Source organism: Burkholderia sp. L-4 (genome assembly GCF_056856535.1).
The window spans coordinates 3161147-3187072 of record NZ_JBXEOX010000001.1; the positions used below are offsets into that span (position 1 = coordinate 3161147).

Annotated in this window: 28 protein-coding genes and 1 tRNA gene; 20 read left to right on the forward strand and 9 right to left on the reverse strand. The window is 67.5% G+C overall.

The annotated features are described in order from the left end of the window. Positions 1-56: 56 nt before the first annotated feature. The 4 genes from AC1VVG_RS14740 to AC1VVG_RS14755 form a co-directional block, all read right to left on the reverse strand. Complete coding sequence (locus AC1VVG_RS14740) at positions 57-923, reverse strand: NUDIX hydrolase (protein ID WP_034189282.1); 867 nt, start codon at positions 921-923, stop codon at positions 57-59. A gap of 5 nt (positions 924-928) precedes the next feature. Continuing rightward, positions 929-1543, reverse strand: coding sequence for a LysE family translocator (locus AC1VVG_RS14745; RefSeq protein WP_034189281.1), 615 nt, complete (start codon positions 1541-1543; stop codon positions 929-931). Positions 1544-1574: 31 nt separating this feature from the next. Continuing rightward, positions 1575-2141: an adenine phosphoribosyltransferase gene (locus AC1VVG_RS14750; RefSeq protein WP_034189280.1), complete on the reverse strand. Its 567-nt coding sequence runs from the start codon at positions 2139-2141 to the stop codon at positions 1575-1577. Positions 2142-2218: 77 nt separating this feature from the next. Further along, complete coding sequence (locus AC1VVG_RS14755; RefSeq protein ID WP_034189279.1) at positions 2219-4225, reverse strand: monovalent cation:proton antiporter family protein; 2007 nt, start codon at positions 4223-4225, stop codon at positions 2219-2221. A gap of 125 nt (positions 4226-4350) precedes the next feature. Here AC1VVG_RS14755 and kdsD point away from each other — a divergent pair, with 125 nt between their 5' ends. From kdsD to AC1VVG_RS14810, 11 genes are all read left to right on the forward strand, one after another. Beyond that, entirely contained in the window at positions 4351-5334 is a 984-nt protein-coding gene (kdsD, locus tag AC1VVG_RS14760; RefSeq protein ID WP_034189278.1) for an arabinose 5-phosphate isomerase KdsD, read from the forward strand. Beyond that, positions 5334-5870 (forward strand): KdsC family phosphatase, encoded by a 537-nt coding sequence (locus AC1VVG_RS14765; RefSeq protein WP_034189277.1) that lies wholly within the window; start codon positions 5334-5336, stop codon positions 5868-5870. Before kdsD ends, AC1VVG_RS14765 begins: the two co-directional genes overlap by 1 nt. Before the next feature lie 3 nt (positions 5871-5873). Continuing rightward, complete coding sequence (lptC, locus tag AC1VVG_RS14770) at positions 5874-6488, forward strand: LPS export ABC transporter periplasmic protein LptC (protein WP_034189276.1); 615 nt, start codon at positions 5874-5876, stop codon at positions 6486-6488. 20 nt (positions 6489-6508) lie between these two features. Next, the gene (lptA, locus tag AC1VVG_RS14775) at positions 6509-7174 is read left to right on the forward strand and encodes a lipopolysaccharide transport periplasmic protein LptA (RefSeq protein ID WP_006483139.1); all 666 of its coding nucleotides are present in this window, start codon (positions 6509-6511) and stop codon (positions 7172-7174) included. Continuing rightward, positions 7171-7947 carry an LPS export ABC transporter ATP-binding protein gene (gene lptB, locus AC1VVG_RS14780; RefSeq protein ID WP_034189275.1) on the forward strand — a complete coding sequence of 259 codons (777 nt, stop codon included), beginning with the start codon at positions 7171-7173 and terminating at the stop codon, positions 7945-7947. Before lptA ends, lptB begins: the two co-directional genes overlap by 4 nt. A 171-nt stretch (positions 7948-8118) precedes the next feature. Then, the gene (locus AC1VVG_RS14785; RefSeq protein ID WP_034189274.1) at positions 8119-9624 is read left to right on the forward strand and encodes an RNA polymerase factor sigma-54; all 1506 of its coding nucleotides are present in this window, start codon (positions 8119-8121) and stop codon (positions 9622-9624) included. Between the two features lie 158 nt (positions 9625-9782). Further along, positions 9783-10142, forward strand: coding sequence for a ribosome hibernation-promoting factor, HPF/YfiA family (gene hpf, locus AC1VVG_RS14790; RefSeq protein WP_006477786.1), 360 nt, complete (start codon positions 9783-9785; stop codon positions 10140-10142). A gap of 194 nt (positions 10143-10336) precedes the next feature. Further along, positions 10337-10849: a PTS sugar transporter subunit IIA gene (locus tag AC1VVG_RS14795; protein WP_049034209.1), complete on the forward strand. Its 513-nt coding sequence runs from the start codon at positions 10337-10339 to the stop codon at positions 10847-10849. Between the two features lie 129 nt (positions 10850-10978). Continuing rightward, positions 10979-11947 (forward strand): HPr(Ser) kinase/phosphatase, encoded by a 969-nt coding sequence (hprK, locus tag AC1VVG_RS14800; RefSeq protein WP_011353227.1) that lies wholly within the window; start codon positions 10979-10981, stop codon positions 11945-11947. A gap of 75 nt (positions 11948-12022) precedes the next feature. Beyond that, complete coding sequence (rapZ, locus tag AC1VVG_RS14805) at positions 12023-12931, forward strand: RNase adapter RapZ (RefSeq protein WP_034189273.1); 909 nt, start codon at positions 12023-12025, stop codon at positions 12929-12931. Between the two features lie 27 nt (positions 12932-12958). After that, positions 12959-13594 carry an LON peptidase substrate-binding domain-containing protein gene (locus AC1VVG_RS14810; protein ID WP_034189272.1) on the forward strand — a complete coding sequence of 212 codons (636 nt, stop codon included), beginning with the start codon at positions 12959-12961 and terminating at the stop codon, positions 13592-13594. 50 nt (positions 13595-13644) lie between these two features. Here AC1VVG_RS14810 and mutY read toward each other — a convergent pair whose 3' ends face one another. Together mutY and mutM are read right to left on the reverse strand one after the other, a co-directional pair. Next, positions 13645-14751, reverse strand: coding sequence for an A/G-specific adenine glycosylase (mutY, locus tag AC1VVG_RS14815; RefSeq protein ID WP_034189271.1), 1107 nt, complete (start codon positions 14749-14751; stop codon positions 13645-13647). Positions 14752-14783: 32 nt separating this feature from the next. After that, a complete protein-coding gene (gene mutM, locus AC1VVG_RS14820) occupies positions 14784-15611 on the reverse strand; it encodes a bifunctional DNA-formamidopyrimidine glycosylase/DNA-(apurinic or apyrimidinic site) lyase (protein ID WP_034189270.1) in 828 nt (275 codons plus the stop codon). A gap of 86 nt (positions 15612-15697) precedes the next feature. On the opposite strand from mutM, the gene AC1VVG_RS14825 reads away from it, so the two are divergent. From AC1VVG_RS14825 to hisC, 8 genes are all read left to right on the forward strand, one after another. After that, positions 15698-17521, forward strand: coding sequence for a tetratricopeptide repeat protein (locus tag AC1VVG_RS14825; protein ID WP_059558731.1), 1824 nt, complete (start codon positions 15698-15700; stop codon positions 17519-17521). Beyond that, positions 17521-18144 (forward strand): lipoprotein insertase outer membrane protein LolB, encoded by a 624-nt coding sequence (gene lolB / locus AC1VVG_RS14830; RefSeq protein WP_059558733.1) that lies wholly within the window; start codon positions 17521-17523, stop codon positions 18142-18144. The genes AC1VVG_RS14825 and lolB overlap by 1 nt, the downstream gene beginning before the upstream one ends. Positions 18145-18169: 25 nt before the next feature. Then, positions 18170-19051, forward strand: a complete 882-nt coding sequence (gene ispE / locus AC1VVG_RS14835) for a 4-(cytidine 5'-diphospho)-2-C-methyl-D-erythritol kinase (RefSeq protein WP_059558736.1) — start codon at positions 18170-18172, stop codon at positions 19049-19051. Positions 19052-19106: 55 nt separating this feature from the next. Continuing rightward, positions 19107-19183, forward strand: a tRNA-Gln gene (locus AC1VVG_RS14840). 45 nt (positions 19184-19228) lie between these two features. Beyond that, on the forward strand, positions 19229-20191 hold the full coding sequence (locus tag AC1VVG_RS14845; RefSeq protein ID WP_034189266.1) for a ribose-phosphate pyrophosphokinase: 963 nt from the start codon (positions 19229-19231) through the stop codon (positions 20189-20191). 161 nt (positions 20192-20352) lie between these two features. Continuing rightward, positions 20353-20958, forward strand: coding sequence for a 50S ribosomal protein L25/general stress protein Ctc (locus tag AC1VVG_RS14850; RefSeq protein ID WP_034189265.1), 606 nt, complete (start codon positions 20353-20355; stop codon positions 20956-20958). Positions 20959-21078: 120 nt separating this feature from the next. After that, positions 21079-21678: an aminoacyl-tRNA hydrolase gene (pth, locus tag AC1VVG_RS14855; protein ID WP_034189264.1), complete on the forward strand. Its 600-nt coding sequence runs from the start codon at positions 21079-21081 to the stop codon at positions 21676-21678. A gap of 118 nt (positions 21679-21796) precedes the next feature. After that, the gene (hisC, locus tag AC1VVG_RS14860; protein WP_034189263.1) at positions 21797-22864 is read left to right on the forward strand and encodes a histidinol-phosphate transaminase; all 1068 of its coding nucleotides are present in this window, start codon (positions 21797-21799) and stop codon (positions 22862-22864) included. 82 nt (positions 22865-22946) lie between these two features. Here hisC and AC1VVG_RS14865 read toward each other — a convergent pair whose 3' ends face one another. The 3 genes from AC1VVG_RS14865 to rsmD all read right to left on the reverse strand — a co-directional run bounded on the left by AC1VVG_RS14865 (position 22947) and on the right by rsmD (position 24496). Then, positions 22947-23213 carry a YfhL family 4Fe-4S dicluster ferredoxin gene (locus AC1VVG_RS14865; RefSeq protein WP_006477774.1) on the reverse strand — a complete coding sequence of 89 codons (267 nt, stop codon included), beginning with the start codon at positions 23211-23213 and terminating at the stop codon, positions 22947-22949. 59 nt (positions 23214-23272) lie between these two features. Then, complete coding sequence (gene coaD, locus AC1VVG_RS14870; RefSeq protein ID WP_021163047.1) at positions 23273-23770, reverse strand: pantetheine-phosphate adenylyltransferase; 498 nt, start codon at positions 23768-23770, stop codon at positions 23273-23275. 111 nt (positions 23771-23881) lie between these two features. Beyond that, positions 23882-24496, reverse strand: coding sequence for a 16S rRNA (guanine(966)-N(2))-methyltransferase RsmD (gene rsmD, locus AC1VVG_RS14875; protein ID WP_049034320.1), 615 nt, complete (start codon positions 24494-24496; stop codon positions 23882-23884). A 217-nt stretch (positions 24497-24713) separates the two neighbouring features. Here rsmD and ftsY point away from each other — a divergent pair, with 217 nt between their 5' ends. After that, a complete protein-coding gene (ftsY, locus tag AC1VVG_RS14880; RefSeq protein WP_034189261.1) occupies positions 24714-25868 on the forward strand; it encodes a signal recognition particle-docking protein FtsY in 1155 nt (384 codons plus the stop codon). The last annotated feature ends 58 nt before the right edge of the window (positions 25869-25926 follow it).

Below are 25926 nucleotides of genomic sequence, written 5' to 3' on the forward strand. Positions count from 1 at the left end.
TTCCGTATTCGTCAAATTGCCCGTTCGCCCCGCCTGACCGCGCGCCGCGGCGTGCGTCATGCGGCCGGTACGAACAGCGCGTCGATGCCGGCCGCGTCGGCCGCCGGGATCCAGCGGTGGCGCAGCAGCGTGTCGAGCGTCGCAAGGCTCGCATCCATCGTCGCGCGGCCTTCGCGCAGCCAGCCGATCACCTCGGGCACGCCGGCCAGCAGGTGTTCGGCCACTTCGCCGTCCTGGTTGCGCGGCGCGAAGTCGGGCGGCAACGGCAGGTCGTACACGAAGATCAGTTCGGACTGGGTGCCTTCCGGCAGCGAGTTCAGCACCTGCACCGCGCGGCCCGCGATCGCGCGCGCGGCCAGTTCGGGCGGAATGCCGGCTTCTTCCCAGCACTCCTTCGCGAGCGTCTCGTGAACGCCCAGCCCCCAGCCGATGCCGCCCGCGACGACGTTGTCGAGCATGCCGGGGTCGGTGGCCTTGGTCGCGCTGCGGCGGCCGAGCCACATCTGCGGCACGGCCGCGGCGCGCGGCGCGCCCGGCGCAACCGCATATTCTACGATGCCGTTCAGATGCACCGCATAGGTCTGCGTGCCGAAGAAGCGCGACGCCGCGCGCTCGATGTACGCGAGCGGCGGGTCGTCGAAGCGGTTGCGGATCGCGTAGATCTCGTCGCGCCAGCCGGGAATCGCGCCGTCGGCCGCCAGTGCGCCGATCGCGCTTGCGAGCGCCATGCTGCGCGCGTCGACCGAGTCGTAGCGCGCCGACAGCACGACGCGCTCGCCGGTCAGCTCGAACACGTCGGGCCAGCGCGCGAGCTTCGCGACGTCCTGGCGGCGCACCCAGCCGACCGCCTGGCCGGCGATCTCGAAACGCAGGTGCGCGGCCGGATCGAAACGGCGCGCGGCCGCGATGCACGGAAACGTCATCGCGATCAGTCCTTCAGCGCGACGCGGATGCCGATCGCGATGAACGTCGCGCCGGCAATGCGGTCAAGCCACACGCCGGCCTTCGGGCGGCGCTTCAGCCACGTGCCGATCATGCCCGCGCCGACGCCGAACAGCGAGAAGACCACGGCCGTCTGCAGCATGAACAGCGCGCCGAGCTCGAACATCTGCAGCGTCACGCCCTGCGCGCCGTGCGGATCGACGAACTGCGGCAGGAACACGACGAAGAACAGCGTGACCTTCGGGTTCATCAGGTTGCCGATCACGCTCTGCCGGAAGATCGTGCCGAGCGGCTGCGGCGGACGCGCATGCGCATTCGCGAGCCCCTGGCTGCGCAGCGCCTTGATGCCGATCCACACGAGGTACGCGGCGCCCGCGAGCTTCAGGATCTGGAACGCGACGGGCGACGAACGCAGCACGGCCGCGACGCCGAGCGCCGCGAGCGTCGTGTGGAACAGGATCCCGGCGGTGAAGCCGAGCGCGGCGACGAAGCCGGCCGCGCGGCCCTGGGAGATGCCGCGCGCGAGCACCTGCAGGTTGTCGGGACCGGGCGCGAACGTGATCGCGATCGACGTGGCGAGAAACAGCATGAAGTTGGGCATCGTGACCTCGCGGGATGACGGACGCAGACGCTCAGTGGCCGCCGAATTCGGTGACGGTATAGACGGGCAACCCGGCATTGCGCAGCAGCGTCGAGCCGCCGAGATCGGGCAGGTCGATGATCGCCGCGCCTTCGACGACCACCGCGCCGAGCCGCTGCAGCAGGTTGCGCCCCGCCATCATCGTGCCGCCGGTCGCGATCAGGTCGTCCATGATGATCACGCGATCGCCGGGACGGCACGCGTCTTCGTGGATCTCGACCGTCGCGCTGCCGTATTCGAGATCGTACGATTCCGAGCGCGTCTTGTACGGCAGCTTGCCGACCTTGCGGATCGGCACGAAGCCGACGCTCAGCTCGTACGCGACGATCGGCGCGATGATGAAGCCGCGCGCGTCGAGGCCCGCGACATAGTCGAGCTTCGCGTCGACATAACGTTCGACGAACAGGTCGACGAGGATGCGCAGCGCCTTCGGGCTCTGCAGCAGCGTCGTGATGTCGCGGAACTGCACGCCCGGCTGGGGCCAGTCGGGCACCGTACGGATCTGGCTGTGGATGAAGGCGACCGGATCGAGCGGTGCGCCCGGCGACGAGTGCGGCATGAAACTCTCCGAAAAAAACGGTGCGCGAAGATCGGGCACCGTTTCGAATAAATACGGGTCAGGTTGTGAATCGCGACTCAGGCGGCGGCGGCCGGCGGATCGCGCCGATGGCGCGACAGCCGCTCCTCCGCGAGCGCGAGCGCCTCGGGCAGCCCGCGCAGCACGACGATGTCGCTCGCGCGCAGCTTGGTCTGCGGGTCGGGTTCGACGCCGCGGATGCCATGGCGGCGGATCGCCGTGACTTCCAGCCCCAGCGCATACAGCCCGAGTTCTTCCAGCGAACGCCCGACCGCGTCCGCGCGCGCGTCGACCGGCACCGATTGTAGCCGCACCTGCTCGTGGTCGTCGTCGTCCGCATCGTCCGCCCCGCGGAAATAGCCGCGCAGCAGGCTGTAACGCTCGTCGCGCATTTCCTCGACGCGCCGCACGACCTTGCGCATCGGCACGCCGACCAGCACCAGCGTGTGCGACGCGAGCATCAGGCTGCCCTCGACGATCTCGGGAATCACCTCGGTCGCGCCGGCCGCGAGCAGCTTCTCGAGATCGGCATCGTCGACGGTACGCACGATCGCCGGCAGCGTCGGCTCGAGCTCGTGCACGTGGTGCAGCACGCGCAGCGCCGACGGCGTGTTCGCATAGGTGATCGCGACGGCCGCCGCGCGGTGGATACCGGCCGCGAGCAGCGACTCGCGGCGCGCCGCGTCGCCGAATACCACCGACTCGCCGGCCGCCGCGGCCGCGCTCACGCGATCGGGGTCGAGGTCGAGCGCGACGTACGAAATGCCTTCCTGCTCGAGCATCCGCGCGAGGTTCTGCCCGGCACGGCCGTAGCCGCAGATGATCACGTGGCCGCGCTGCTTCAGGCTTTGCGTCGCGATCCGCGTCATCTGCAGCGACTGCTGCATCCATTCGGTCGACGACAGCCGCATCACGATCCGGTCGGCGTTCTGGATCAGGAACGGCGCGGCGAGCATCGACAGCAGCATCGACGCGAGGATCGCCTGCAGCAGCGTCGAATCGACGAGATGCCGGTCGAGGATCAGGTTCAGCAGCACGAAGCCGAACTCGCCGGCCTGCGCGAGGCCGATGCCGGTGCGCATCGCGACGCCCGGCGTCGCGCCGAACAGCCGCGCGAGCCCCGCGATCATCGTCGCCTTGAACAGGATCTGGCCGACGAAGAAGCCGAGCACGAGGAGCGGGTGCTCCCAGATCACGCGCGGATCGAGCAGCATCCCCGTCGTCACGAAGAACAGGCCGAGCAGCACGTCGCGGAACGGCTTGATGTCCTCTTCCACCTGGTGACGGAACGGCGTCTCGGAGATGAGCATCCCCGCGATGAACGCGCCGAGCGCGAGCGACAGGCCGAAACGGTCGGTGACGAACGCGGCGCCGAGCGTGACGAGCAGCAGGTTCAGCACGAACAGTTCCTGCGAGCGCCGCCGCGCGACGACGTTCAGCCAGCGCGTCATGAAACGCTGGCCGATGACCAGCAGCAGCGTCAGCGCGATCACGATCTTGACCGCCGCGAAGCCGAGCGTGATCGCGAGGTCCTTCGACGATTCGGCGCCGAACGCCGCGATCACGATCAGCAGCGGCACGACCGCGAGATCCTGGAACAGCAGCACGCCGAAGATGTTGCGGCCGTGCTCGGTCTCGATCTCGAGGCGCTCGGCGAGCATCTTCGACACGATCGCCGTCGACGACATCGCGAGCGCGCCGCCGAGCGCGATGCTGCCCTGCCACGTGATGTGCACCCAGCGCTCGAACAGCGCGCCGAGCACGAGCGCGAGCACGAGCGTCGCGACGACCTGCAGCAACCCGAGCCCGAACACGAGCCGCTGCATCGCCCTCAGCTTCGCGAGCGAGAATTCGAGGCCGATCGAGAACATCAGGAACACCACGCCGAATTCCGCGAGGTGCTCGGCCCGTTCGAGATCCGCGGCAACGCCGAACGAATGCGGGCCGACCAGGATGCCGACGGTCAGATAGCCGAGCATCGGCGGCAGGTTCAGCGAACGGAATACGACGACGCCCACCACCGAGGCCAGCAGCAGCAGCAGGGTCATTTCGAGCGGGGAAATCACAGGCGAAGCGTCCTCGTTCGTCGGGGCCACGGCAATGCGGGCGCGGGTGGTGGCGGTGGACAGGCGACCTCGGACGAGTCCGAGGGCCCGGCGCGGCGAACAAACGCCTTTGCTATACTCCGCGCATGATAGCGAAAATCAATGATGATCGGGCGCTCGCGCTCGCCCGCGACGTACTCGACATCGAGGCGGACGCCGTGCGCGCGCTGCGCGACCAGCTCGACGGCGGCTTCGTCCAGGCCGTCGCGCTGCTGCTCGGCTGCCGCGGCCGCGTGGTGGTGTCCGGTATCGGCAAATCGGGGCATATCGCCCGCAAGATCGCGGCCACGCTGGCCAGCACCGGTACGCCGGCCTTCTTCGTCCACCCCGCCGAAGCCAGCCACGGCGACCTCGGGATGGTCACCTCCGACGACGTCTTCATCGGCATCTCCTATTCCGGCGAGTCGGAAGAACTCGTCGCGATCCTGCCGCTCGTGAAGCGGATCGGCGCGAAGCTGATCGCGATCACGGGCCGCGCGGAGTCGAGCCTCGGCACACTCGCCGACGTGAACCTGAACGCCGCCGTCTCGAAGGAAGCGTGCCCGCTGAACCTCGCGCCCACCGCGAGCACGACCGCCGCGCTCGCGCTCGGCGATGCGCTCGCCGTCGCCGTGCTCGACGCGCGCGGCTTCGGCTCGGAGGATTTCGCGCGCTCGCACCCGGGCGGCGCGCTCGGCCGGCGCCTGCTCACCTACGTGCGCGACGTGATGCGCTCGGGCGACGACGTCCCGTCCGTCGGGCTCGACGCGACGCTGTCGGACGCGCTGTTCCAGATCACCGCGAAACGCCTCGGCATGACGGCCGTGGTCGACGCCGCCGGCAAGGTCGTCGGCATCTTCACGGACGGCGACCTGCGCCGCGTGCTCGCACGCGACGGCGATTTCCGCACGCTGCCGATCACCGACGTGATGACGCGCGACCCGCGCACGATCGCGCCGGATCATCTGGCGGTCGAGGCCGTGGAACTGATGGAGCGCCACCGGATCAACCAGATGCTGGTGGTCGATGCCGACGGCGCGCTGATCGGCGCGCTGAACATGCACGACCTGTTTTCGAAGAAGGTGATCTGATGAGCGCAGCGCTGACTGCGGCCGAACGCGCCAGCCGCGTGAAGCTGATGATTTTCGACGTCGACGGCGTGCTGACCGACGGCGGCCTGCTGTTTACCGCGGCCGGCGACACGATGAAGTCGTTCAATTCGCTCGACGGCCACGGCGTGAAGCTGCTCGGCGAAGCCGGTATCGCGACCGCGATCATCACGGGCCGCCGCTCGGAGATCGTCGCGGCGCGCGCGAAGGAAATGAAGATCGCGCACCTGTTCCAGGGCGTCGAGAACAAGCTCGCCGTGTTCGCCGACCTGATCGCCTCGCTCGGCCTCGCCGCCGACGCATGCGGCTACATGGGCGACGACTGGCCCGACCTGCCGGTGATGCTGCGCTGCGGCTTCGCGACGGCCCCCGCGAATGCGCACCCCGAGGTGATCGCCCGCGCGCACTGGGTGGCCGAGGCCCGTGGCGGCCAGGGCGCCGTGCGCGAAGTCTGCGACGCGATCCTGCGCGCGCAGCGCCGCTACGACGCGCTGCTCGCGGCGGCCTGCGGAGCCTGACGGATGAATACGCATTTCCGCTGGACCCAGCTGCTGCCGCTCGGCGCGGTCGCCGCGCTCGCGGGCGTCACGTGGTGGCTGCTGCAGGCCACGCTGCCGCCGCCCGGCGAGGGCACCGTGCAGCCGAAGCGCCACACGCCCGACTATTTCGCGGACAACTTCTCGGTCACCGAGCTCGACCAGTCCGGCTCGACCCAGTACCGGCTGACGGCCGCGAAGCTGATCCACTACGAAGACACCGAAAGCAGCGACCTGACCGATCCGGCCATGCGCGCGTTCCAGCCCGGCAAGCCGGTCGTCACGACCACCGCGAAGCGCGGCACCGTCAACGGCGACGTGTCGATCGTCGATTTGTACGATGATGCCCGCATCCTGCGCGCGGCCGGCGGCGGCGATCCGCAGATGCAGGCCGATTCCCAGCATTTCCGGATCTTCGTCAATGACGATGTGATCCAGACCGAAAAGCCGGTTAAACTTCAGCGCGGCCTGTCGCTCGTCAACGCGACCGACGGCATGAAGTACAACAACGTCACCCGGGTCATCGAGCTCTACGGCAACGTGCGCGGCACGATTGCCGCCGCGGACACGTCCGGCGGCTCGAAAGGTCAACCCAAGTGACGCATCCCTCACGTGACTGCATGAACGAACCGTTCCCTCGACAGATTTCCGGCGGCGCTGCGCGCGCCGTCCGCGCCGCGCTTGCCGCGACGCTCGTGGCGCTCCCGCTGGTCGGGCTGGCGCCGCTCGCCCATGCCGAGAAGGCCGACCAGAACAAGCCGATCAACGTCGAGGCCGACAACCTGACCTATGACGACCTGAAGCAGGTCACGGTCGCGACCGGCAACGTCGTGATCACGAAGGGCACGATCATCATCAAGGGCGATCGCGTCGAAGTGCGCCAGGACCCGGAAGGCTATCAGTACGCCACCTCGTTCGGCAGCGGCAAGAAGCACGCGACGTTCCGCCAGAAGCGCGAAGGCCTCGACGAATACATCGACGGCGACGCCGAGCGCATCGACTACGACGGCAAGCAGGACCTGACCACGCTCACGACGGCCGCGACCGTGCGCCGCCTGCAGGGCACGTCGACCGTCGCCGATACCGTGCACGGCAGCGTGATCACGTACGACGGCCAGCGCGACTTCTACACCGCGAAGGGCGGCAAGGACGTGGCCGCGCCGGGCAACCCGAACGGCCGCGTGCGCGCGATGCTGTCGCCGAAGAACGGCGGCCCCGCGCCGCTGAACGGCGCGCCGGCGAAGCTGTCGCCGTCGACCACGATCCAGGGAGCGCCGGGCCAATGAACGCGCTACCGAACCGCCAGCCTGCCGGCACCACGAGCTCGCTCGTCGTCCGCAACCTGAAGAAGCGCTACGGCTCGCGCACGGTCGTCAAGGACGTGTCGCTCGACGTGAAGAGCGGCGAGGTCGTCGGCCTGCTCGGCCCGAACGGCGCCGGCAAGACCACGTCGTTCTACATGATCGTCGGCCTCGTGCCGCTCGACGCGGGCGAGATCTCGCTGAACGGCAGCTCGATCAGCCTGCTGCCGATCCACAAGCGCGCGTCGCTCGGCCTGTCGTACCTGCCGCAGGAAGCGTCCGTGTTCCGCAAGCTGACCGTCGAGGAAAACATCCGCGCGGTGCTCGAACTGCAGCACGGCGAAGACGGCAAGCGGCTGTCGAAGGACGCGATCTCGTCGCGCACCGAGGCGCTGCTCGACGAGCTGCAGATCGGCCATCTGCGCGAGAACCCCGCGCTGTCGCTGTCGGGCGGCGAACGGCGCCGCGTCGAGATCGCCCGCGCGCTCGCGACCAACCCGAACTTCATCCTGCTCGACGAACCGTTCGCCGGCGTCGACCCGATCGCGGTGCTCGAGATCCAGAAGATCGTCAAGTTCCTGAAGCAACGCAACATCGGCGTGCTGATCACCGACCACAACGTCCGCGAAACGCTCGGCATCTGCGATCACGCGTACATCATCAGCGACGGCTCGGTGCTCGCCGCCGGCGCGCCGAGCGAAATCATCGAAAACGAAAGCGTGCGCCGCGTGTACCTCGGCGAACACTTCCGCATGTAACTCCCCTCGTGGCTGGCTGCACCCCGCCCGGCATCGCCGCGCGGGGCCGCGCCCTGCTTTGCATCCACGCCCCGCGGGCATGCCCGCGGCCGGGCGGCGCGCCGCGCGTAATCGCGGATGGCTCAATGCGCCTGGGTCGTGGCAAACTGCCGGTATGACTCCCTCCTTGCCATGAAAGCCAGCCTTCAACTCCGCCTGTCGCAACACCTGGCGCTGACGCCGCAGCTGCAGCAGTCGATCCGGCTCCTGCAGTTGTCCACGCTCGAATTGCAGCAGGAAGTCGCGATGGCCGTCGCGCAGAACCCGCTGCTCGAGAACGACGACGAATGGATCGCGAGCCCGCTGCGTGTCGCGGCGGACGGATCGCTGATCGCGCAGACGCCGCCCGCGCAGAACACCGAGCCGGCCTCGGCAAACGGCAGCAGCACGTCCAGCGATCGCGCGGAGCGCGACGAGCCGGCCGGCGCCGACGACTACGACGGTTACGGTTCCGGCGACGGCAACGACGGCCCGCAATGGAATCTCGACGAATTCGGCCGCGCGAGCGGCGCGTCCGACGACGACGACCTCCCGCCGCTGCAGGTGCAGGAAGCCGCGACGTCGCTGCGCGACCACCTGTCCGCGCAGTTGCGCGTCACGCAGGCCGGCCCGCGCGATCGCGCGCTCGTGATGTTCCTGATCGAGTCGCTCGACGACGACGGCTACCTGACCGCGACGCTCGACGAGGTGCTCGCCGACCTGCCGCCCGAGCTGGAGATCGACTGCGACGAACTGAACGCGGCGCTCGCGCTGCTGCACAGCTTCGACCCGCCCGGGGTCGGCGCACGCTCGGCGTCCGAATGCCTGAAGCTGCAGCTGCTGCGCCTCGATCCGTCCCCGACGCGCACGCTCGCGCTCGAGATCGTGTCGCAGCACCTCGAACTGCTCGCGGCCCGCGATTTCACACGGTTGCGCAAGCACCTGAAGGCGAGCGACGACGCGCTGCGCGACGCGCATGCGCTGATCCGCTCGCTGGAGCCGTTCCCCGGCGCCGCGTACGGCAAGGCCGAGGCCGACTACGTCGTGCCCGACATCATCGTGAAGAAGGCCGGCCAGGGGTGGCTCGCGGAACTCAATCCGGAGGTCGTGCCGCGCCTGCGGATCAACAACCTGTACGCGAACATCCTGCGCAACAGCCGCGGCGATCCGTCGGCCGGTTCGCTGAAGCAGCAGCTCCAGGAAGCGCGCTGGCTGATCAAGAATATCCAGCAGCGTTTCGACACGATCCTGCGAGTCGCGCAGGCTATTGTCGAGCGTCAGAAGAATTTCTTTGCGCACGGTGAAATTGCCATGCGCCCCTTGGTTTTGCGGGAAATAGCTGATACGCTGGGCCTACACGAGTCGACTGTCAGCCGTGTGACAACCGGGAAGTACATGCTGACCCCGTTCGGGACGCTGGAATTTAAGTACTTCTTCGGATCTCACGTTTCGACCGACACCGGTGGCGCCGCCTCGTCGACCGCCATCCGAGCCCTCATCAAGCAACTGATAGGAGCTGAAGACCCAAAATCGCCACTTTCGGACAGCCGCATTGCCGAGCTGCTGGCAGAACAGGGTTTCGTGGTCGCGCGCCGCACGGTTGCGAAATATCGCGAAGCCCTCAAGATCCCGGCAGTGAATCTGCGCAAGTCTCTTTAAGCCTGCTGCCTGCCCGGCGGCAGGCGTGTTCCGGCCACCGCGCACACGGGGAACAGGCCGGGCGACTTGTCCGCGATATGCCGCCTCGTGCGGCAGGGGCAAGTCGACCGGAGCGCCGCCTCGATGCGGCCGGGTGGTCACTCGCTTGGAGAAGCACTATGAACCTGAAGATCAGTGGACATCATCTCGAAGTCACGCCTGCCATTCGCGAATACGTGATCACCAAGCTGGACCGGGTGCTACGGCATAGCGATCAGGTGATCGATGGCACTGTGATCCTCTCGGTCGACAACCACAAGGAAAAGGACAAGCAGCAGCGCGCGGAAATCAACCTGCACCTGAAGGGCAAGGACATCTTCGTCGAAAGCGCGAACGGCAATCTGTACGCTGCGATCGATTTGCTGATCGACAAGCTGGATCGCCAGGTCGTCAAGCACATGGAGCGCCTGCAAACGCACGCGCACGACCCGATCAAGCTTCAACCGTCGATCGACCAGATCGAACTGCCGCCGCAATAACCTTACCGCAACACGCACGCCGCCCGGTTCGCCGGGCGTTTTTTTTGCGACTCCGCGCAGGGGTGCAACCGGTCGGTCCGGGCTGCGCCACGCACGCGGCTGTGCTCTATAATGTTTCGGTTATCGCCGGGGGGCGCTGGGTGCGGTAGCTGCGTTGCAGGTTGCCGATGCCACATGCCTTGATATCGCCGAACATGGAAAATCAGTCTGCCGCAGCAAGGAGACCCCAGGCCGCCCAATCGCCTGCCAACATGAATCGCCTAGCCAAAATCCTGCCCATAGAGAACGTCGTCATCGACCTCTCAGTCACCAGCAAGAAACGCGTCTTCGAACAAGCCGGGCTGATGTTCGAGAATCAGAACGGCATCGCCCGCAGCATCGTCACGGACAACCTGTTCGCGCGCGAGCGCCTCGGTTCGACCGGGCTCGGCGAAGGGGTCGCGATTCCGCACGGCCGCATCAAGGGTCTCAAGCACCCGCTCGCCGCGTTCGTCCGCCTCGCCGATGCGATCCCGTTCGAAGCGCCCGACGGCCAGCCGGTCGGCCTCCTGATCTTCCTGCTCGTCCCCGAGCAAGCCACCCAGCAGCACCTCGAGATCCTGTCGGAAATCGCGCAACTGCTATCCGATCGCGACGCGCGCGAGCGTCTGCACAACGAAACGGATATCGCCGAGTTGCATCGCCTGCTCACTCAGTGGCAACCTTGAGTTGATCCGGGCGGAATATTTTCCGGTACGCGGCGGCACACGCCGCCGTCCAGGGCCGCCCGGCGCCGGCTCGGCATGGCGACGCCCGTCGCCGCGCGCATGCACCGGCTCATTGGAGTGACGAGAGTCATGGATACGTCCAGCATCAACGCCCAGAGCATCTTCGACGACAACGCGGCCACGCTGAAACTGAGCTGGCTGACGGGGCATGAAGGCTGGGAGCGCGGCTTTTCCGCCGACACGGTCGGCAATGCGACCTCGAGCGCCGACCTCGTCGGCCACCTGAACCTGATCCACCCGAACCGGATCCAGGTGCTCGGCGAGGCCGAAATCGACTACTACCAGCGGCAGACCGACGAAGACCGCTCGCGCCACATGGCCGAGCTGATCGCGCTCGAGCCGCCGTTCCTCGTCGTCGCCGGCGGCGCCGCGGCCCCGCCCGAACTCGTGCTGCGCTGCACGCGCTCGTCCACCCCGCTGTTCACGACGCCGATGTCGGCCGCCGCCGTGATCGACAGCCTGCGGCTCTACATGTCGCGCATCCTCGCGCCGCGCGCGACGCTGCACGGCGTGTTCATCGACATCCTCGGGATGGGCGTGCTCCTGACCGGCGATTCGGGCCTCGGCAAGAGCGAACTCGGCCTCGAGCTGATCAGCCGCGGCCACGGCCTCGTCGCCGACGACGCGGTCGATTTCGTCAGACTTGGCCCCGATTTCGTCGAAGGGCGCTGCCCGCCGCTGCTGCAGAACCTGCTCGAAGTGCGCGGCCTCGGCCTGCTCGACATCAAGACGATCTTCGGCGAAACCGCCGTGCGGCGGAAAATGAAGCTGAAGCTGATCGTCCAGCTCGTACGGCGCCCCGACGGCGAATTCCAGCGCCTGCCGCTCGAAAGCCAGACCGTCGACGTGCTCGGCCTGCCGATCAGCAAGGTCACGATCCAGGTCGCGGCCGGCCGCAACCTCGCGGTGCTGGTCGAGGCGGCCGTCCGGAACACGATCCTGCAGTTGCGCGGAATCGACACCTTGCGCGATTTCATGGATCGGCAACGACTCGCGATGCAGGATCCCGACAGTCAGTTCCCCGGCAAACTGGTGTAACCCGCACGCGCCGGCCGCGCAACGCCGACGCGTCGAGCCGGTGCTATGATGAAACGTCAGGATTCACTGCTTCCCATGCGCATCGTCCTTATCACCGGCATCTCCGGCTCAGGCAAGTCCGTCGCGCTGAACGCGCTCGAAGACGCAGGCTATTACTGCGTCGACAACCTGCCGCCGCACGTGCTGCCCGAACTCGCCCGCTACCTCGGCCAGAACGGCCAGCGCCGGCTCGCGGTCGCGATCGACGCGCGCTCGAGCGCGTCGCTCGACGAAATGCCCGGCCTGATCCGCGAACTGTCGGGCGAGCACGACGTGCGCGTGCTGTTCCTCAACGCCAGCACCCAGGCGCTGATCCAGCGCTTCTCCGAAACGCGCCGCCGCCATCCGCTGTCCGGCTCGCTGTCGCACGATGCGGACGTCGGCCTGCTGTCGTCGCTCGAGGAAGCGATCGAGCGCGAGCGCGACCTCGTCGCGCCGCTCGCCGAATTCGGCCACCAGATCGATACGAGCACGCTGCGCGCGAACGTGCTGCGCACGTGGGTCAAGCGCTTCATCGAGCAGAAAGACAACGACCTGATGGTGATGTTCGAGTCGTTCGGCTTCAAGCGCGGCGTGCCGCTCGACGCCGACCTGATGTTCGACGTACGCGCGCTGCCGAACCCGTACTACGACCACGAGTTGCGCCCGCTCACCGGGCTCGACCGGCCGGTCATCGCCTTTCTCGACGCACTGCCGATCGTCCACCAGATGATCGACGACATCCATGCGTTCCTGATGAAATGGCTGCCGCACTTCCGTGATGACAACCGCAGCTACCTGACCGTCGCCATCGGCTGCACGGGCGGCCAGCATCGCTCGGTGTTCATCGCGGAAACGCTCGCCGCGCGCCTCGCGCACGAGGCGAACGTGATCGTGCGGCATCGTGACGCGCCAGTGGATGTCGACGCGTCGTCGCGGCTCGTCTCCGAGGTCGCCCGACCCTAGCGACACCCGCTCCCTTGTCAGCGCGCCATGTCCTCCCTATCGACCACCCTGATCGACCTGCCGCTGTTTCCACTGCACACGGTACTGTTTCCGGGAGGCCTGCTCCCGCTCAAGGTGTTCGAGGCGCGCTATCTCGACATGTCCCGCGCGTGCCTGCGCGATAACTCGCCGTTCGGCGTGTGCCTGCTGAAGAGCGGGCCCGAAGTCGCGCAGGACGGCGCCGTGTCGGTGCCCGAGACCATCGGCTGCATGGCGCGCATCACCGAGTGCGATACCGGTGAATTCGGGATGCTGTATCTGCAGGCGGTCGGCACGCAGCGTTTCGAGCTGCTGTCGTATCGCGTCGAAGGCAACGGGCTGCTGGTCGGCATCGCGGAGCCGCTGCCCGACGACATCCCGCTCGAAGGCGAGCAGACGCTCGCGCAGTTCGGCTCGTGCGCCGAGGTGCTCGAGCGCATCATCAACGCGCTGAAGAAGTCCGATCCGGAGAAGATGCCGTTCGGCGAACCGTTCCGCCTCGACGATCCGAGCTGGGTGTCGAACCGCCTCGCGGAACTGCTGCCGCTCGACCTGCGGGCGCGGCAGAAGCTGATGGAGTTTCCGGACGTCGGCGCACGCATCGACGCCGTGCACCACGTGCTCGACCGGCACGGCTGGCTTTAGGCGGCGCCGACCCGGCGCATTCCCGGGCGCGCGGCGCCCTTTCCCTTTCGTTACAGCAGCGGCCCGCTCAGTGCGTCGAGCAGCTTGCGCACGGGCGCCGGGACGCCGTACGCATCGAGCCGGCTCAACGGCACCCAGGCGGTATCCGCGTCGCGCGCGGACGAAGGCAATCCACCGCCGTCCGCGATGTCGCTCAGCCGCGGTTCGATCTCGAGCCGGAAATGCGTGAAGGTGTGCGTGAGCGGGGCGAGCGGCACCGTGCCGCCGCCGCCGAAACCGCGCGCGAGTTCCGCGAGCGCGGCGTCGCCGTCCGCTTGCGGCAGGCTCCACAGTCCGCCCCAGATCCCGGTCGGCGGGCGGCGCTCCAGCAGCACGGCATCGCCATCGCGCAGCACGAGCATCCAGGTCCTGCGCGTCGGCACGGCCTTCTTCGGCCGCGCGGCCGGCAGTTCGCGCTGGCGGCCCGTCGATTGCGCGACGCAGTCGCCCGCGAACGGGCAGCGCGCGCAATCGGGCTTGCCGCGCACGCACAGCGTCGCGCCGAGATCCATCAGCCCCTGCGTGTAGGCACTCACGTCGGCCGCGTTCGCGGCATCGGGCAATAGCGATTCGGCGAGCGCCCACATGTCGTTCTCGACCCGCTTCTCGCCCGGAAACCCCTCGACGCCGAACACGCGCGCGAGCACGCGCTTCACGTTGCCGTCGAGAATCGTCGCACGCGCGCCGTAGGCGAACGACGCGATCGCGGCGGCCGTCGAGCGGCCGATGCCCGGCAGTTCGGCCAGCGCGTCGGGCGTCGCCGGAAACGCACCGCCGTGTTCGGCGACGACGACCTGCGCGCAGCGATGCAGGTTGCGCGCACGCGAGTAGTAGCCGAGCCCCGCCCACAGCGCCATCACGTCGTCGGCCGGGGCGGCGGCGAGCGCCGCGACGTCGGGGTAGCGTTCGAGAAAGCGCGTGTAGTACGGAATCACGGTCGACACCTGCGTCTGCTGCAGCATGATTTCCGACAGCCAGATCCGGTACGGATCGCGGGTGTTCTGCCACGGCAGGTCGTGGCGGCCGTGCTCGCGCTGCCACGCGACCAGGCGCGTGGCGAACGTGCGGTGCAGCGGCGTGACGGGGAACGGAGCGGGGGCGATGCGGGGCGGCTTCAAGTTATCTAATTATCTAATCGTGAAAAAAGGTTTCAACGCTGGCAGGTCGGGCAGAAATAGGTCGACCGCTGGCCCTGCACGATCTGGCGGATCGGCGTGCCGCATACGCGGCACGGCTGGCCCGCCCGGTCGTAGACGAAGCAGTCGAGCTGGAAGTAGCCGCTTTCGCCGTTGCTGCCGACAAAATCGCGCAACGTGCTGCCGCCGCGCTCGATCGCGTCGGCGAGTGTCGCGCGCACCGCGTCGGCCAGCCGCTCGTAGCGCGGCAGCGAGACCTTGCCGGCGGCCGTCGTCGGCCGGATGCCGGCGCGAAACAGGCTCTCCGACGCATAGATGTTGCCGACGCCGACGACCATGTCGCCCGCGAGCAGCGCCTGCTTGACCGACACCGTGCGGCCGCGCGTGCGCGCGTGCAGCAGCGCGCCGGTGAACGCCGGCGAGAACGGCTCGACGCCGAGGCTCGCGAGAAGCGGATGCGCGTGCACGTCGCCTGCTTCGCGCGGGTGCCACAACACGGCGCCGAAGCGGCGCGGGTCGCGGAACCGCAACACGAATTCGTCGAAGATCCAGTCGATATGGTCGTGCTTCGCGGCGACCGGCACGCCGGCCGCGGGCAGCACGCGCAGCGTGCCCGTCATGCCGAGATGGACGATGAACCAGCCGGCGTCGACCTCGAACAGCAGATACTTGCCGCGACGCTCGACGGCGAGCACCTCGCGCGCGCGCAACTGCTCGGCGAGCCCCGCCGGCACGGGCCAGCGCAGCATCTCGGTACGGACGTCGACACGCTCGACGCGGCGGCCCGCGACAAAGGGCTCGATGCCCCGGCGCGTGACTTCGACTTCTGGCAACTCTGGCATGTTTTACGGGTCTGAGGCTGGATTCACGATCGTGCGTGTATTGTAGCGAGCGCGTTACAATCGGTTGAAACATCGAACGGATTTCCATGACTCTGCCCTCGAAGCTGCTTCAGAAGCGCCCCGCCGCCGTGCGCGGCGTGCGCGCCTTCCCGGTCCGCCGTGCACTCGGCGCCGCGCTGTTTGCCGCCTGGACCCTCACCGCCTTCCCGGCCCACGCGCAGGATCCGGCATCGGACGACGCGGAGCCGCAGGGTGCGTTCGAGCATGTGATGCCGGACGAGCAGAAGAATCTCCCCGGCGTGCCGCTGACGAGCCAGATCGTCTACCAGGTGCTCGCCGCCGAGGTCGCGCTCCAGCGCAACCAGCCGGCGCCCGCCTACCAGACCTACCTCGCACTTGCCCGCGACACGCGCGATCCGCGCATGGCGCAGCGCGCGACCGAGATCGCGCTCGGCGCGCAGAGCCCGGCCGACGCGCTGTCCGCCGCGAATCTGTGGCGCCAGTACGCGCCGGATTCGAACCGGGCGTCGCAGGTCGATGCCGCGCTGCTGGTGCTCGCCGGCAAGCCGGCCGACGCGCAGCCGATGCTCGCGCGCGAGCTGGCCCGCGCGACCGGCGAGACGCGCGGTCCGGCGATCCTCGCGCTGCAGGCGCTGCTCGTGCGCGGCCCCGACCGCGTCGGCGGCCTCGCGGTGCTGAAGGACATGCTGAAGAACGACATGAACCGCCCCGAGGCCCAGCTCGCGATCGCACGGCAGCAGCTCGCGGTCGACGACAAGGACGGCGCCGCGCAGTCGCTGAAGCAGGCGCTGGCGCTGCGCCCCGACTACCTGCCGGCGGCGCTGATGCTGTCGCAGATGGGCCCGGCGGAACGCGCGGCCGGCATCGCCTCGTTCGAGAAGTATGTTCAGCAGAATCCGAAGTCGCGCGATGCGCGGCTCGCGCTGTCGCAGCTGTATCTCGCCGACGACCGCCTCGACGACGCGCAGAAGCAGTTCGAGACGATGCGCAAGCTCGACGCGAAGGATCCGACGCCGCTGATGGCACTCGCGCTGATCAAGATCCAGCAGAAGAAGCTCGACGAAGCGACCGCCTACCTGAAGCAGTACGTGCAGCTCGGCAACAAGCAGCCGAACCTCGACGTCGGCCAGGGCTACATCTACCTCGCGCAGATCGCGATCGACCAGAACAACGACGCGCAGGCGTCGCAATGGCTCGACAAGGTCGACCAGACGAGCCAGCACTACCTGCCCGCGCAAATCACGCGCGCGCAGCTGCTGCAGAAACAGGGCAAGACCGACGAGGCGCGCAAGGTGCTCGACGACCTGCCGATCACCGATCCGCGCGACGCGGCCGTGGTCGCGCGCACCGACGCGTCGATCCTGTTCACAGCGAAACGCTATCCGGAAGCCGAGGCGCGGCTCGGCCAAGCGGTCCAGGACTTCCCCGACGATCCCGACCTGCGCTACGACTACGCGATGGCGGCCGAAAAGACCGGCCACTACACGACGATGGAAAAGCAGTTGCGCGAGCTGATCCGCACGCAGCCCGACAACCCGCAGGCGTACAACGCGCTCGGCTATTCGCTGGCCGACCGCAACCAGCGCCTGCCCGAAGCCAGCAAGCTGATCGACAAGGCGATGGCGCTCGCGCCGAACGACGCGTACATCATGGACAGCCTCGGCTGGGTGAAGTACCGGATGGGCGACACGGCCGGCGCGACGAAGGTCCTGCGGCGCGCGTACGAACTGCAGCCGAACGCCGAAATCGGCGCGCACCTCGGCGAAGTGCTGTGGAAGAGCGGCGCGCAGGACGACGCGCGTTCCGCATGGCGCGACGCGCAGAAGCTCGAACCCGACAACGAGACGCTCGTGCAGACGCTGAAGCGCCTCCAGATCAACGGCCTCTGATGCGGATGTTCCCGACGCTTTCCCCGTTCTCCCGCGCGCAGCGCACGCTGGCCGCGGCCGGTGCGGCGCTCGCGCTCGCCGGCTGCGCGAGCACGCCGCCGTCGGCCAGCGCGCCGGCGACCGGCGCGGTGCTGCAAACGGCCGCGTCGCATGCTTACCACGGCCGCTTCGCGGTGCAGTACGACGACCGTCTCGGCAAGCAGCAGCACGTGTACGGCAACTTCGACTGGCAGGAACACGGCGACGACGTGTCGCTCGAGCTGCGCAGCCCGCTCGGCCAGACGCTCGCGATCGTGAAATCGACGCCGCAGGCAGCCTCGCTCGAACTGCCGAACCGTCCGACGCAATACGCGCCGGACGTCGGCGACCTGATGCAGAAGACGCTCGGCTTCGAACTGCCGCTCGCCGGCCTGCGCTACTGGCTGCTGCCGACGGCCGCGCCCGCGACACAGGCGGAAACCGTGCGCGACCCGGCCGACGGCACGCGCGTCAAGCAGATCCGCCAGGACGGCTGGACGATCGACTACCTTGCCTACGCGGATGCCCCGGCCACGGGCGTCAAACGCGTCAACCTCGTGCGCGCGACACCGCCGCTCGACATCAAGCTCGTGCTCGACCAGTGAGCACCGGCCCAGCCCAGACATACGCATGACCGATTCGACCCGCTCGCTGCGCAACTGCCTTGCGCCCGCGAAACTCAACCTGTTCCTGCACATCACCGGCCGTCGCCCGAACGGCTATCACGACCTGCAGAGCGTGTTCCAGCTGCTGAACTGGGGCGATACGCTGCACTTCACGCTGCGCGACGACGGTCGCGTCGCACGCGTCACCGACGTGCCCGGCGTGCCCGAGGAAAGCGATCTCGTCGTGCGCGCGGCCAACCTGCTGAAAACGCATACGGGCACCACGCACGGCGTCGACATCGAGATCGACAAGTGCCTGCCGATGGGCGCCGGTCTCGGCGGCGGCAGCTCCGACGCGGCGACGACGCTGCTCGCGCTGAACCGCCTGTGGCAGCTCGACCTGCCGCGTGCCGAGCTCCAGTCGCTCGCGGTCAAACTCGGCGCCGACGTCCCGTTTTTTATTTTTGGAAAAAATGCGTTCGCAGAGGGTATCGGAGAAGAATTAGCTGAGGTAGAATTGCCGACTCGCTGGTTCTTGGTTGTGACGCCAAGCGTTCATGTCCCGACCGCTGAAATATTTTCAGATGAGTTGTTGACAAGAGATACGAAGCCCGTCACAATTGCTGACTTTCTTGCACAGCAAACCAGCGATGCGGGATGGCCAGATAGCTTCGGCCGGAACGACATGCAGGAAGTTGTAACAAGGAAGTACGCGGAAGTTGCGCAGGCGGTCAAATGGTTGTATGATGTGACCCCCGCGAGGATGACCGGCTCCGGAGCAAGCGTGTTTGCAGCGTTTCACAGCAAGCACGAGGCAGAAGCGGCGAAAGCCAAGCTGCCCGCCAGCTGGAAGGGCGCAGTTGCCGAGAGTCTGAACGAGCATCCGCTCTTCGCTTTCGCGTCATGAAGTTTTACTTTGCCGAACGGCCTACACGAGTTCGGTGAAGCAGTCAGTTAAGTGTAGGGGAGTCGCCAAGTTGGTCAAGGCACCGGATTTTGATTCCGGCATGCGAGGGTTCGAGTCCTTCCTCCCCTGCCAAAAATTTTCCCGCATTTCCCGCCCCAAGCCTGAAGCAGGTGCACGATGAGCAGCCACAGCCATGATGGCCTGATGGTCTTTACTGGCAACGCGAATCCCGCGCTTGCCCAGGAAGTCGTCAATATCCTTGGTATCCCCCTCGGCAAAGCAATGGTCAGCCGTTTCTCCGACGGCGAGATCCAGGTCGAGATCCAGGAAAACGTGCGTGGCAAGGACGTCTTCGTCCTGCAATCCACGTGCGCACCGGCGAACGACAACCTGATGGAACTGATGATCATGGTCGATGCGCTCAAGCGCGCATCCGCCGGCCGGATCACCGCAGCCATCCCCTACTTCGGCTACGCTCGTCAGGATCGCCGCCCGCGTTCGGCGCGGGTCGCGATCTCGGCGAAGATCGTCGCGAACATGCTGGAAATCGCCGGCGTCGAGCGGATCATCACGATGGATCTGCACGCCGACCAGATTCAGGGCTTCTTCGACATCCCGGTCGACAACATCTACGCAACGCCGATCCTGCTGGGCGACCTGCGCAAGCAGAACTACTCGGATCTGCTCGTCGTGTCGCCGGACGTCGGCGGCGTGGTGCGTGCCCGGGCACTCGCGAAGCAGCTCAACTGCGATCTCGCGATCATCGACAAGCGTCGCCCGAAGGCGAACGTCGCCGAAGTGATGAACATCATCGGTGAAGTCGAAGGCCGCACCTGCGTGATCATGGACGACATGGTCGATACGGCCGGCACGCTCTGCAAGGCCGCACAAGTGCTGAAGGACCGCGGTGCGAAGCAGGTGTTCGCGTACGCGACGCACCCCGTGCTGTCGGGCGGCGCCGCGGATCGCATCGCCGCCTCGGCACTCGACGAGCTGGTCGTCACCGACACGATCCCGCTGTCGGCCGAATCGCTGGCCTGCTCGAAGATCCGCTCGCTGACGAGCGCGAGCCTGCTGGCCGAGACGTTCTCGCGGATCCGCCGCGGCGATTCGGTGATGTCGCTGTTCGCGGAATCCTGATCGCGAATCGACGGAACAAAGCATGCGCGGAAAGCGAAGCGGCAACGCTTCGCTTTTTGCACAATCGGACGGGATAGACGAAACCCCGGCCGTTTCATCAGGGGCCGCCGTTTGACGGCCCCGTTTTACTGCCTGGTCGCGGGCAGCTATTGGAGAATCATATGAAAGTCGTCGCTTTCGAGCGCCAACAGCAAGGTACGGGTGCGAGCCGCCGCCTGCGCAACGCTGGCAAGACCACGGGTATCGTTTACGGTGGCGAAGCCGCCCCGCAAAAGATCGAACTGGATCACAACGCCCTGTGGCACGCCCTGAAGAAGGAAGCTTTCCACTCGTCGATCCTCGACCTCGAAGTGGCTGGCCAGTCGCAACAGGTTCTGCTGCGCGACGTGCAATACCACCCGTTCAAGCAACTGGTGCTGCACGTGGACTTCCAGCGCGTTGACGCGAAGAAGAAGCTGCACACGAAGGCACCGCTGCACTTCCTGAACGCGGAAGTCAGCCCGGCCGTGAAGCTGTCGAGCGCGATCGTTTCGCACGTCGCGACGGAAATCGAAATCGAGTGCCTGCCGGCCGACCTGCCGGAGTTCCTCGAAGTCGACCTGTCGAAGATCGAAGCCGGTCAATCGCTGCACGCGAAGGACATCACGCTGCCGAAGGGCGTCGCGCTGGTCGCGCACATCGACGCGGAAAACCCGGTCATCGCTTCGGCGACGGTCCCGGCTGGTGCCGTGTCGGACGCAGCCGAAGGCGAAACGCCGGCTGCCTAAACGGCTGCCTACGCGCCCCCTCGATCCGTTTCACGAAACGGTCGACGCAACCCGCCGCGGCTTGCCCGGCGGGTTTTTCTTTTTCTGCGCCCAGGCGGCCGCTGCCGCCTTCGAAACGTCATGATCAAACTGATCGTCGGCCTCGGCAATCCCGGGGCGGAATACACCGCGACGCGCCACAACGCCGGCTTCTGGCTGATCGACCAGCTCGCCCGCGAAGCCGGCACGACGCTGCGCGACGAACGCCGCTTCCACGGCTTCTACGCGAAAGCGCGCCTGCACGGCGAGGAAGTCCATCTGCTCGAGCCGCAGACCTACATGAACCGCTCCGGCCAGTCGGTCGTCGCGCTCGCGCAATTCTTCAAGATCCTGCCCGACGAGATCCTCGTCGCGCACGACGAGCTCGACCTGCCACCCGGCACCGTGAAGCTGAAGCTCGGCGGCGGCAGCGGCGGCCACAACGGCCTGAAGGACATCTCCGCGCACCTGTCGTCGCAGCAGTACTGGCGGCTGCGGATCGGCATCGGCCATCCGCGCGACCTGATTCCGGAAAGCGCACGCGCCGGCGCGAAGCCCGACGTCGCGAACTTCGTGCTGAAGCCGCCGCGCCGCGAGGAGCAGGACGTGATCGACGCGTCGATCGAACGCGCGCTCGCCGTGATGCCGATGGTCGTCAAGGGCGAACTCGACCGCGCGACGATGCAACTGCATCGCAACTGATCGCCGCTCGCACCGGCCCGGTGCATCGGGCCGTCCGGCGTCGCCGGGCGGCTGCGCCCGCCCCACTACGACGCGCACATGCGGTAATCTCGACGTTTTGCCCGACAGGAGCCAAGCGGTGAGCCGTTACTGGAGCGACGTCGTTCAGCAACTCGTGCCTTACGTGCCGGGCGAGCAGCCCGCGCTCGCGCACCCCGTCAAGCTGAACACCAACGAGAATCCCTATCCGCCGTCGCCGCGCGTCGTCGCGGCGATCGCACGCGAACTCGGCACGACCGGCGACACGCTGCGTCGTTATCCCGACCCGGTCGCGCGCGCGCTGCGCGAGACGGTCGCGGCCCATCACCGCATCAAGCCCGAGCAGGTGTTCGTCGGCAACGGCTCCGACGAGGTGCTCGCGCACACGTTCCAGGCGCTGCTGAAGCACGACCGGCCGCTGCGCTTTCCGGACATCACGTACAGCTTCTATCCGACCTACGCGCGTCTGTACGGTGTCGAGACCGCGATCGTGCCGCTCGCGGACGACTTCTCGATCCGTGTCGACGACTACCTCGACGATGCCGGCGGCGTGCTGTTTCCGAACCCGAATGCGCCGACCGGGCGCGCGCTGCCGCTCGCGGATGTCGAGCGGATCGCGGCCGCGAACCCGTCATCGGTCGTCGTGATCGACGAGGCGTATGTCGATTTCGGCGCGCAGTCGGCGATTACGCTGATCGACCGTCATCCGAACCTGCTCGTCGTGCACACGACGTCGAAGGCGCGCTCGCTCGCCGGCATGCGCGTCGGCTTCGCGTTCGGCGATGCGGCGCTGATCGACGCACTGAACCGCGTGAAGGACAGCTTCAACTCCTATCCGCTCGACCGGCTCGCGCAGGTCGCCGCGCAGGCCGCGTATGAAGACACCGACTATTTCGACGCGACCTGCCGGCGCGTGGTCGACAGCCGGACGCGGCTCACGCACGCGCTCGACGCGCTCGGCTTCGACATCGTGCCGTCGGCGGCGAATTTCGTGTTCGCGCGCCATCCCGCGCACGATGCGGGCACGATCGCGGCGAAACTGAAGGAACGGGAAATTTTCGTGCGGCACTTCCGGCTGCCGAGGATCGACCAGCACCTGCGCATCACGGTCGGCACCGACGCCGAATGCGACGCGCTCGTCGCGGCGTTGCGCGAGTGGCTGGCCTGATACGGAAGAACCGGCGCCGGGTGGTGGCGCTCTGAACGCAGGACGCGCGCTCGCCCATCAACGGGCGCGCGTCACTGCCGGATCACGATGCGTCGTCGCCCTTCACGGCGATCAGCGCGTGATACTTCTCCATCAATTGCGCGTGCGATTCGTCATGCTGCGGATCGCGCGGAATGCATTCGACCGGACACACCTGCTGGCACTGCGGTTCGTCGAAATGGCCGACGCACTCGGTGCACTTGTTCGGGTCGATCACGTAGATGTCCGGGCCCATCGAAATCGCGCCGTTCGGGCACTCGGGCTCGCACACGTCGCAATTGATGCACTCGTCGGTAATCATCAAAGCCATACTGATCTCACTTCCTCAGGCCGGCGGCCGGCTTCGCGACGAAACCGGCCGGCGCCGCATCACGCGGCAGGGCCTCCCATCGCCGTCACTTTCTCGGTCAGCCACTTCTCGACGGACGGGAACACGAACTTGCTGACATCGCCGCCCAACTGCGCGATTTCGCGCACGATCGTCCCCGAGATGAACTGGTACTGATCGGACGGCGTCATGAACATCGTCTCGACGTCGGGCAACAGGTAGCGGTTCATCCCCGCCATCTGGAACTCATATTCGAAATCGGACACGGCACGCAGGCCGCGCACGATCACGCGTGCGTTGTTGGTCCGGACGAAATCCTTCAGGAGGCCGGTGAAACTCATCACCTTCACGTTCGGGTAATGGCCGAGCACCTCGTTCGCAATCGTCAGACGTTCTTCGAGCGAGAAAAACGGCTTTTTCGCGCGGCTGTCGGCGACGCCCACGACCAGCGTATCAAAAATGCTCGACGCACGCCGCACGAGGTCTTCGTGCCCGCGCGTCAGCGGATCGAACGTACCGGGATACACGGCGACTACCATGTCGCTCCTCCTGTCATCACGCAAACGGGATGGCAGCCGCGCGATGCGCACGCCACTGCCGAGATGGGCATGCGTCGCCTTTGCGGCGCGCCGCCTCGTATGGAACGCGCATTATTCATCATTTTCGCGCCGCAGCAAATGATAGTGAACCGCGCCGGCCTTGCCGTGCTTCACCACCTCCCAGCCCGCGAGCGCCTCGTGCGCGGCCGGGTCGAGTTCCGCCCCCGTTTCGACGTACAGCGCGCCGCCCGCCGCGACGAGCGGCGCCGCCAGCGCGATCGCGCGATCGAGCACGGCCGGTTCGCCGAACGGCGGATCGAGAAACACGACGTCGAACGCGCCCGGCGTGAGCCCGGCTGCGAGCCGCAGCGCATCGGCCTCGGCAACCTCGACCGAACGGGCGCCGAGCTTGTCCTTGATCGCCCGCAGCTGCTGCGCGGCGCGCGGGTGACGCTCGACCATCACGACGCCCGCCGCGCCGCGCGACGCGGCCTCGAAGCCGAGCGCGCCGGTGCCCGCGAACAGGTCGAGGCAGCGGCGGCCTTCGAGATCCTGGCCGAGCCAGTTGAACAGCGTCTCGCGCACGCGGTCGGGCGTCGGCCGCAGGCCGTCGAGATCGAGCACCGCGAGCGGCGTGCGCTTCCAGTCGCCGCCGATGATGCGGATCGTGTGCGGCTTGCCGCGGGCAGGAGGGGCCGCCGGGCGGCCGGAAGAGGAACGGGACATACGGGATATCGACGACGGAGGGACCGGGCGCGCGCAGGGGCGCACCGCCAAACAGGCGCACGTTACCACAGCGGCGGCGCGCGCTGACGCGAGCGCCACGCCGCACTGATAAAATGCACGGTTTCGGCCGCCGTGCGCCGCGCCCGCGCGAACGCAGAACGGCCCGCCCAGCGCCCCGCCTCTCTCGGCGGGCCTGCCCTCTTCCCGACGTCAGACCATGTTCAGTTTCTTCAAACGATTCAAGAAATCGCAGGAGCCCGATCCGGCGGAATCGCAATCGGCCGACGCGCAGCAAGCGGACGAGCCGTCCGATGCGCCCGCGCCCGTGGCCCCGCCCGCGGCCGACGTGCCGCAGGCACCCGCGCAACCGGCCGCGCCGGCCGTCGTGATGACGGTCACGCCGACCAACGACGGCCGCGACGAGGTCGTCGAGACGGTCGAGATCGTCCCGCCGCCGCTGCAGGACGCGTCCGCGAAGAAGTCGTGGCTCGCGCGCCTGAAAACGGGGCTCGCGAAGACGGGCTCGAGCATCACCGGCGTCTTCGTCAACACGAAGATCGACGAGGATCTGTACGAGGAGCTCGAAACCGCGCTGCTGATGTCCGACGCGGGCGTCGATGCGACCGAGTACCTGCTCGGCGCGCTGCGCGAAAAGGTGCGCACGGGCCGGCTGACCGACCCGCAGCAGGTGAAGGGCGCGCTGCACGACCTGCTCGTCGAACTGCTGACGCCGCTCGAGAAATCGCTGATGCTCGGCCGCGCGCAGCCGCTCGTGATGATGATCGCCGGCGTGAACGGCGCGGGCAAGACGACCAGCATCGGCAAGCTCGCGAAGCATCTGCAGAGCTTCGACCAGTCGGTACTGCTGGCCGCGGGCGATACGTTTCGCGCGGCCGCGCGCGAGCAGCTCGCGGTCTGGGGCGAACGCAACAACGTGACGGTCGTGCAGCAGGAAAGCGGCGATCCGGCCGCGGTGATCTTCGACGCGGTCAGCGCCGCGCGCGCGCGCAAGATCGACGTAATGATGGCCGATACGGCCGGCCGCCTGCCGACGCAGCTCCACCTGATGGAAGAGCTGAAGAAGGTAAAGCGCGTGATTGCGAAGGCGCACGACGGCGCGCCGCACGAAGTGCTGCTGGTGATTGACGCGAATACCGGCCAGAATGCGCTCACGCAGGTGAAGGCATTCGACGACGCGCTCGGCCTCACGGGCCTGATCGTCACGAAGCTCGACGGCACCGCGAAGGGCGGGATTCTCGCCGCGATCGCGCGGCAACGCCCGGTGCCCGTCTACTTCATCGGCGTCGGCGAAAAGGTCGAGGACCTGCAGCCGTTCAGCGCGGTGGAATTCGCGGACGCGCTGCTCGGCTGACCCTCGCCGGCACGCATCGCACGGGGCGCCTTCGGGCGCCCTTTTTCATGCGCGCCCG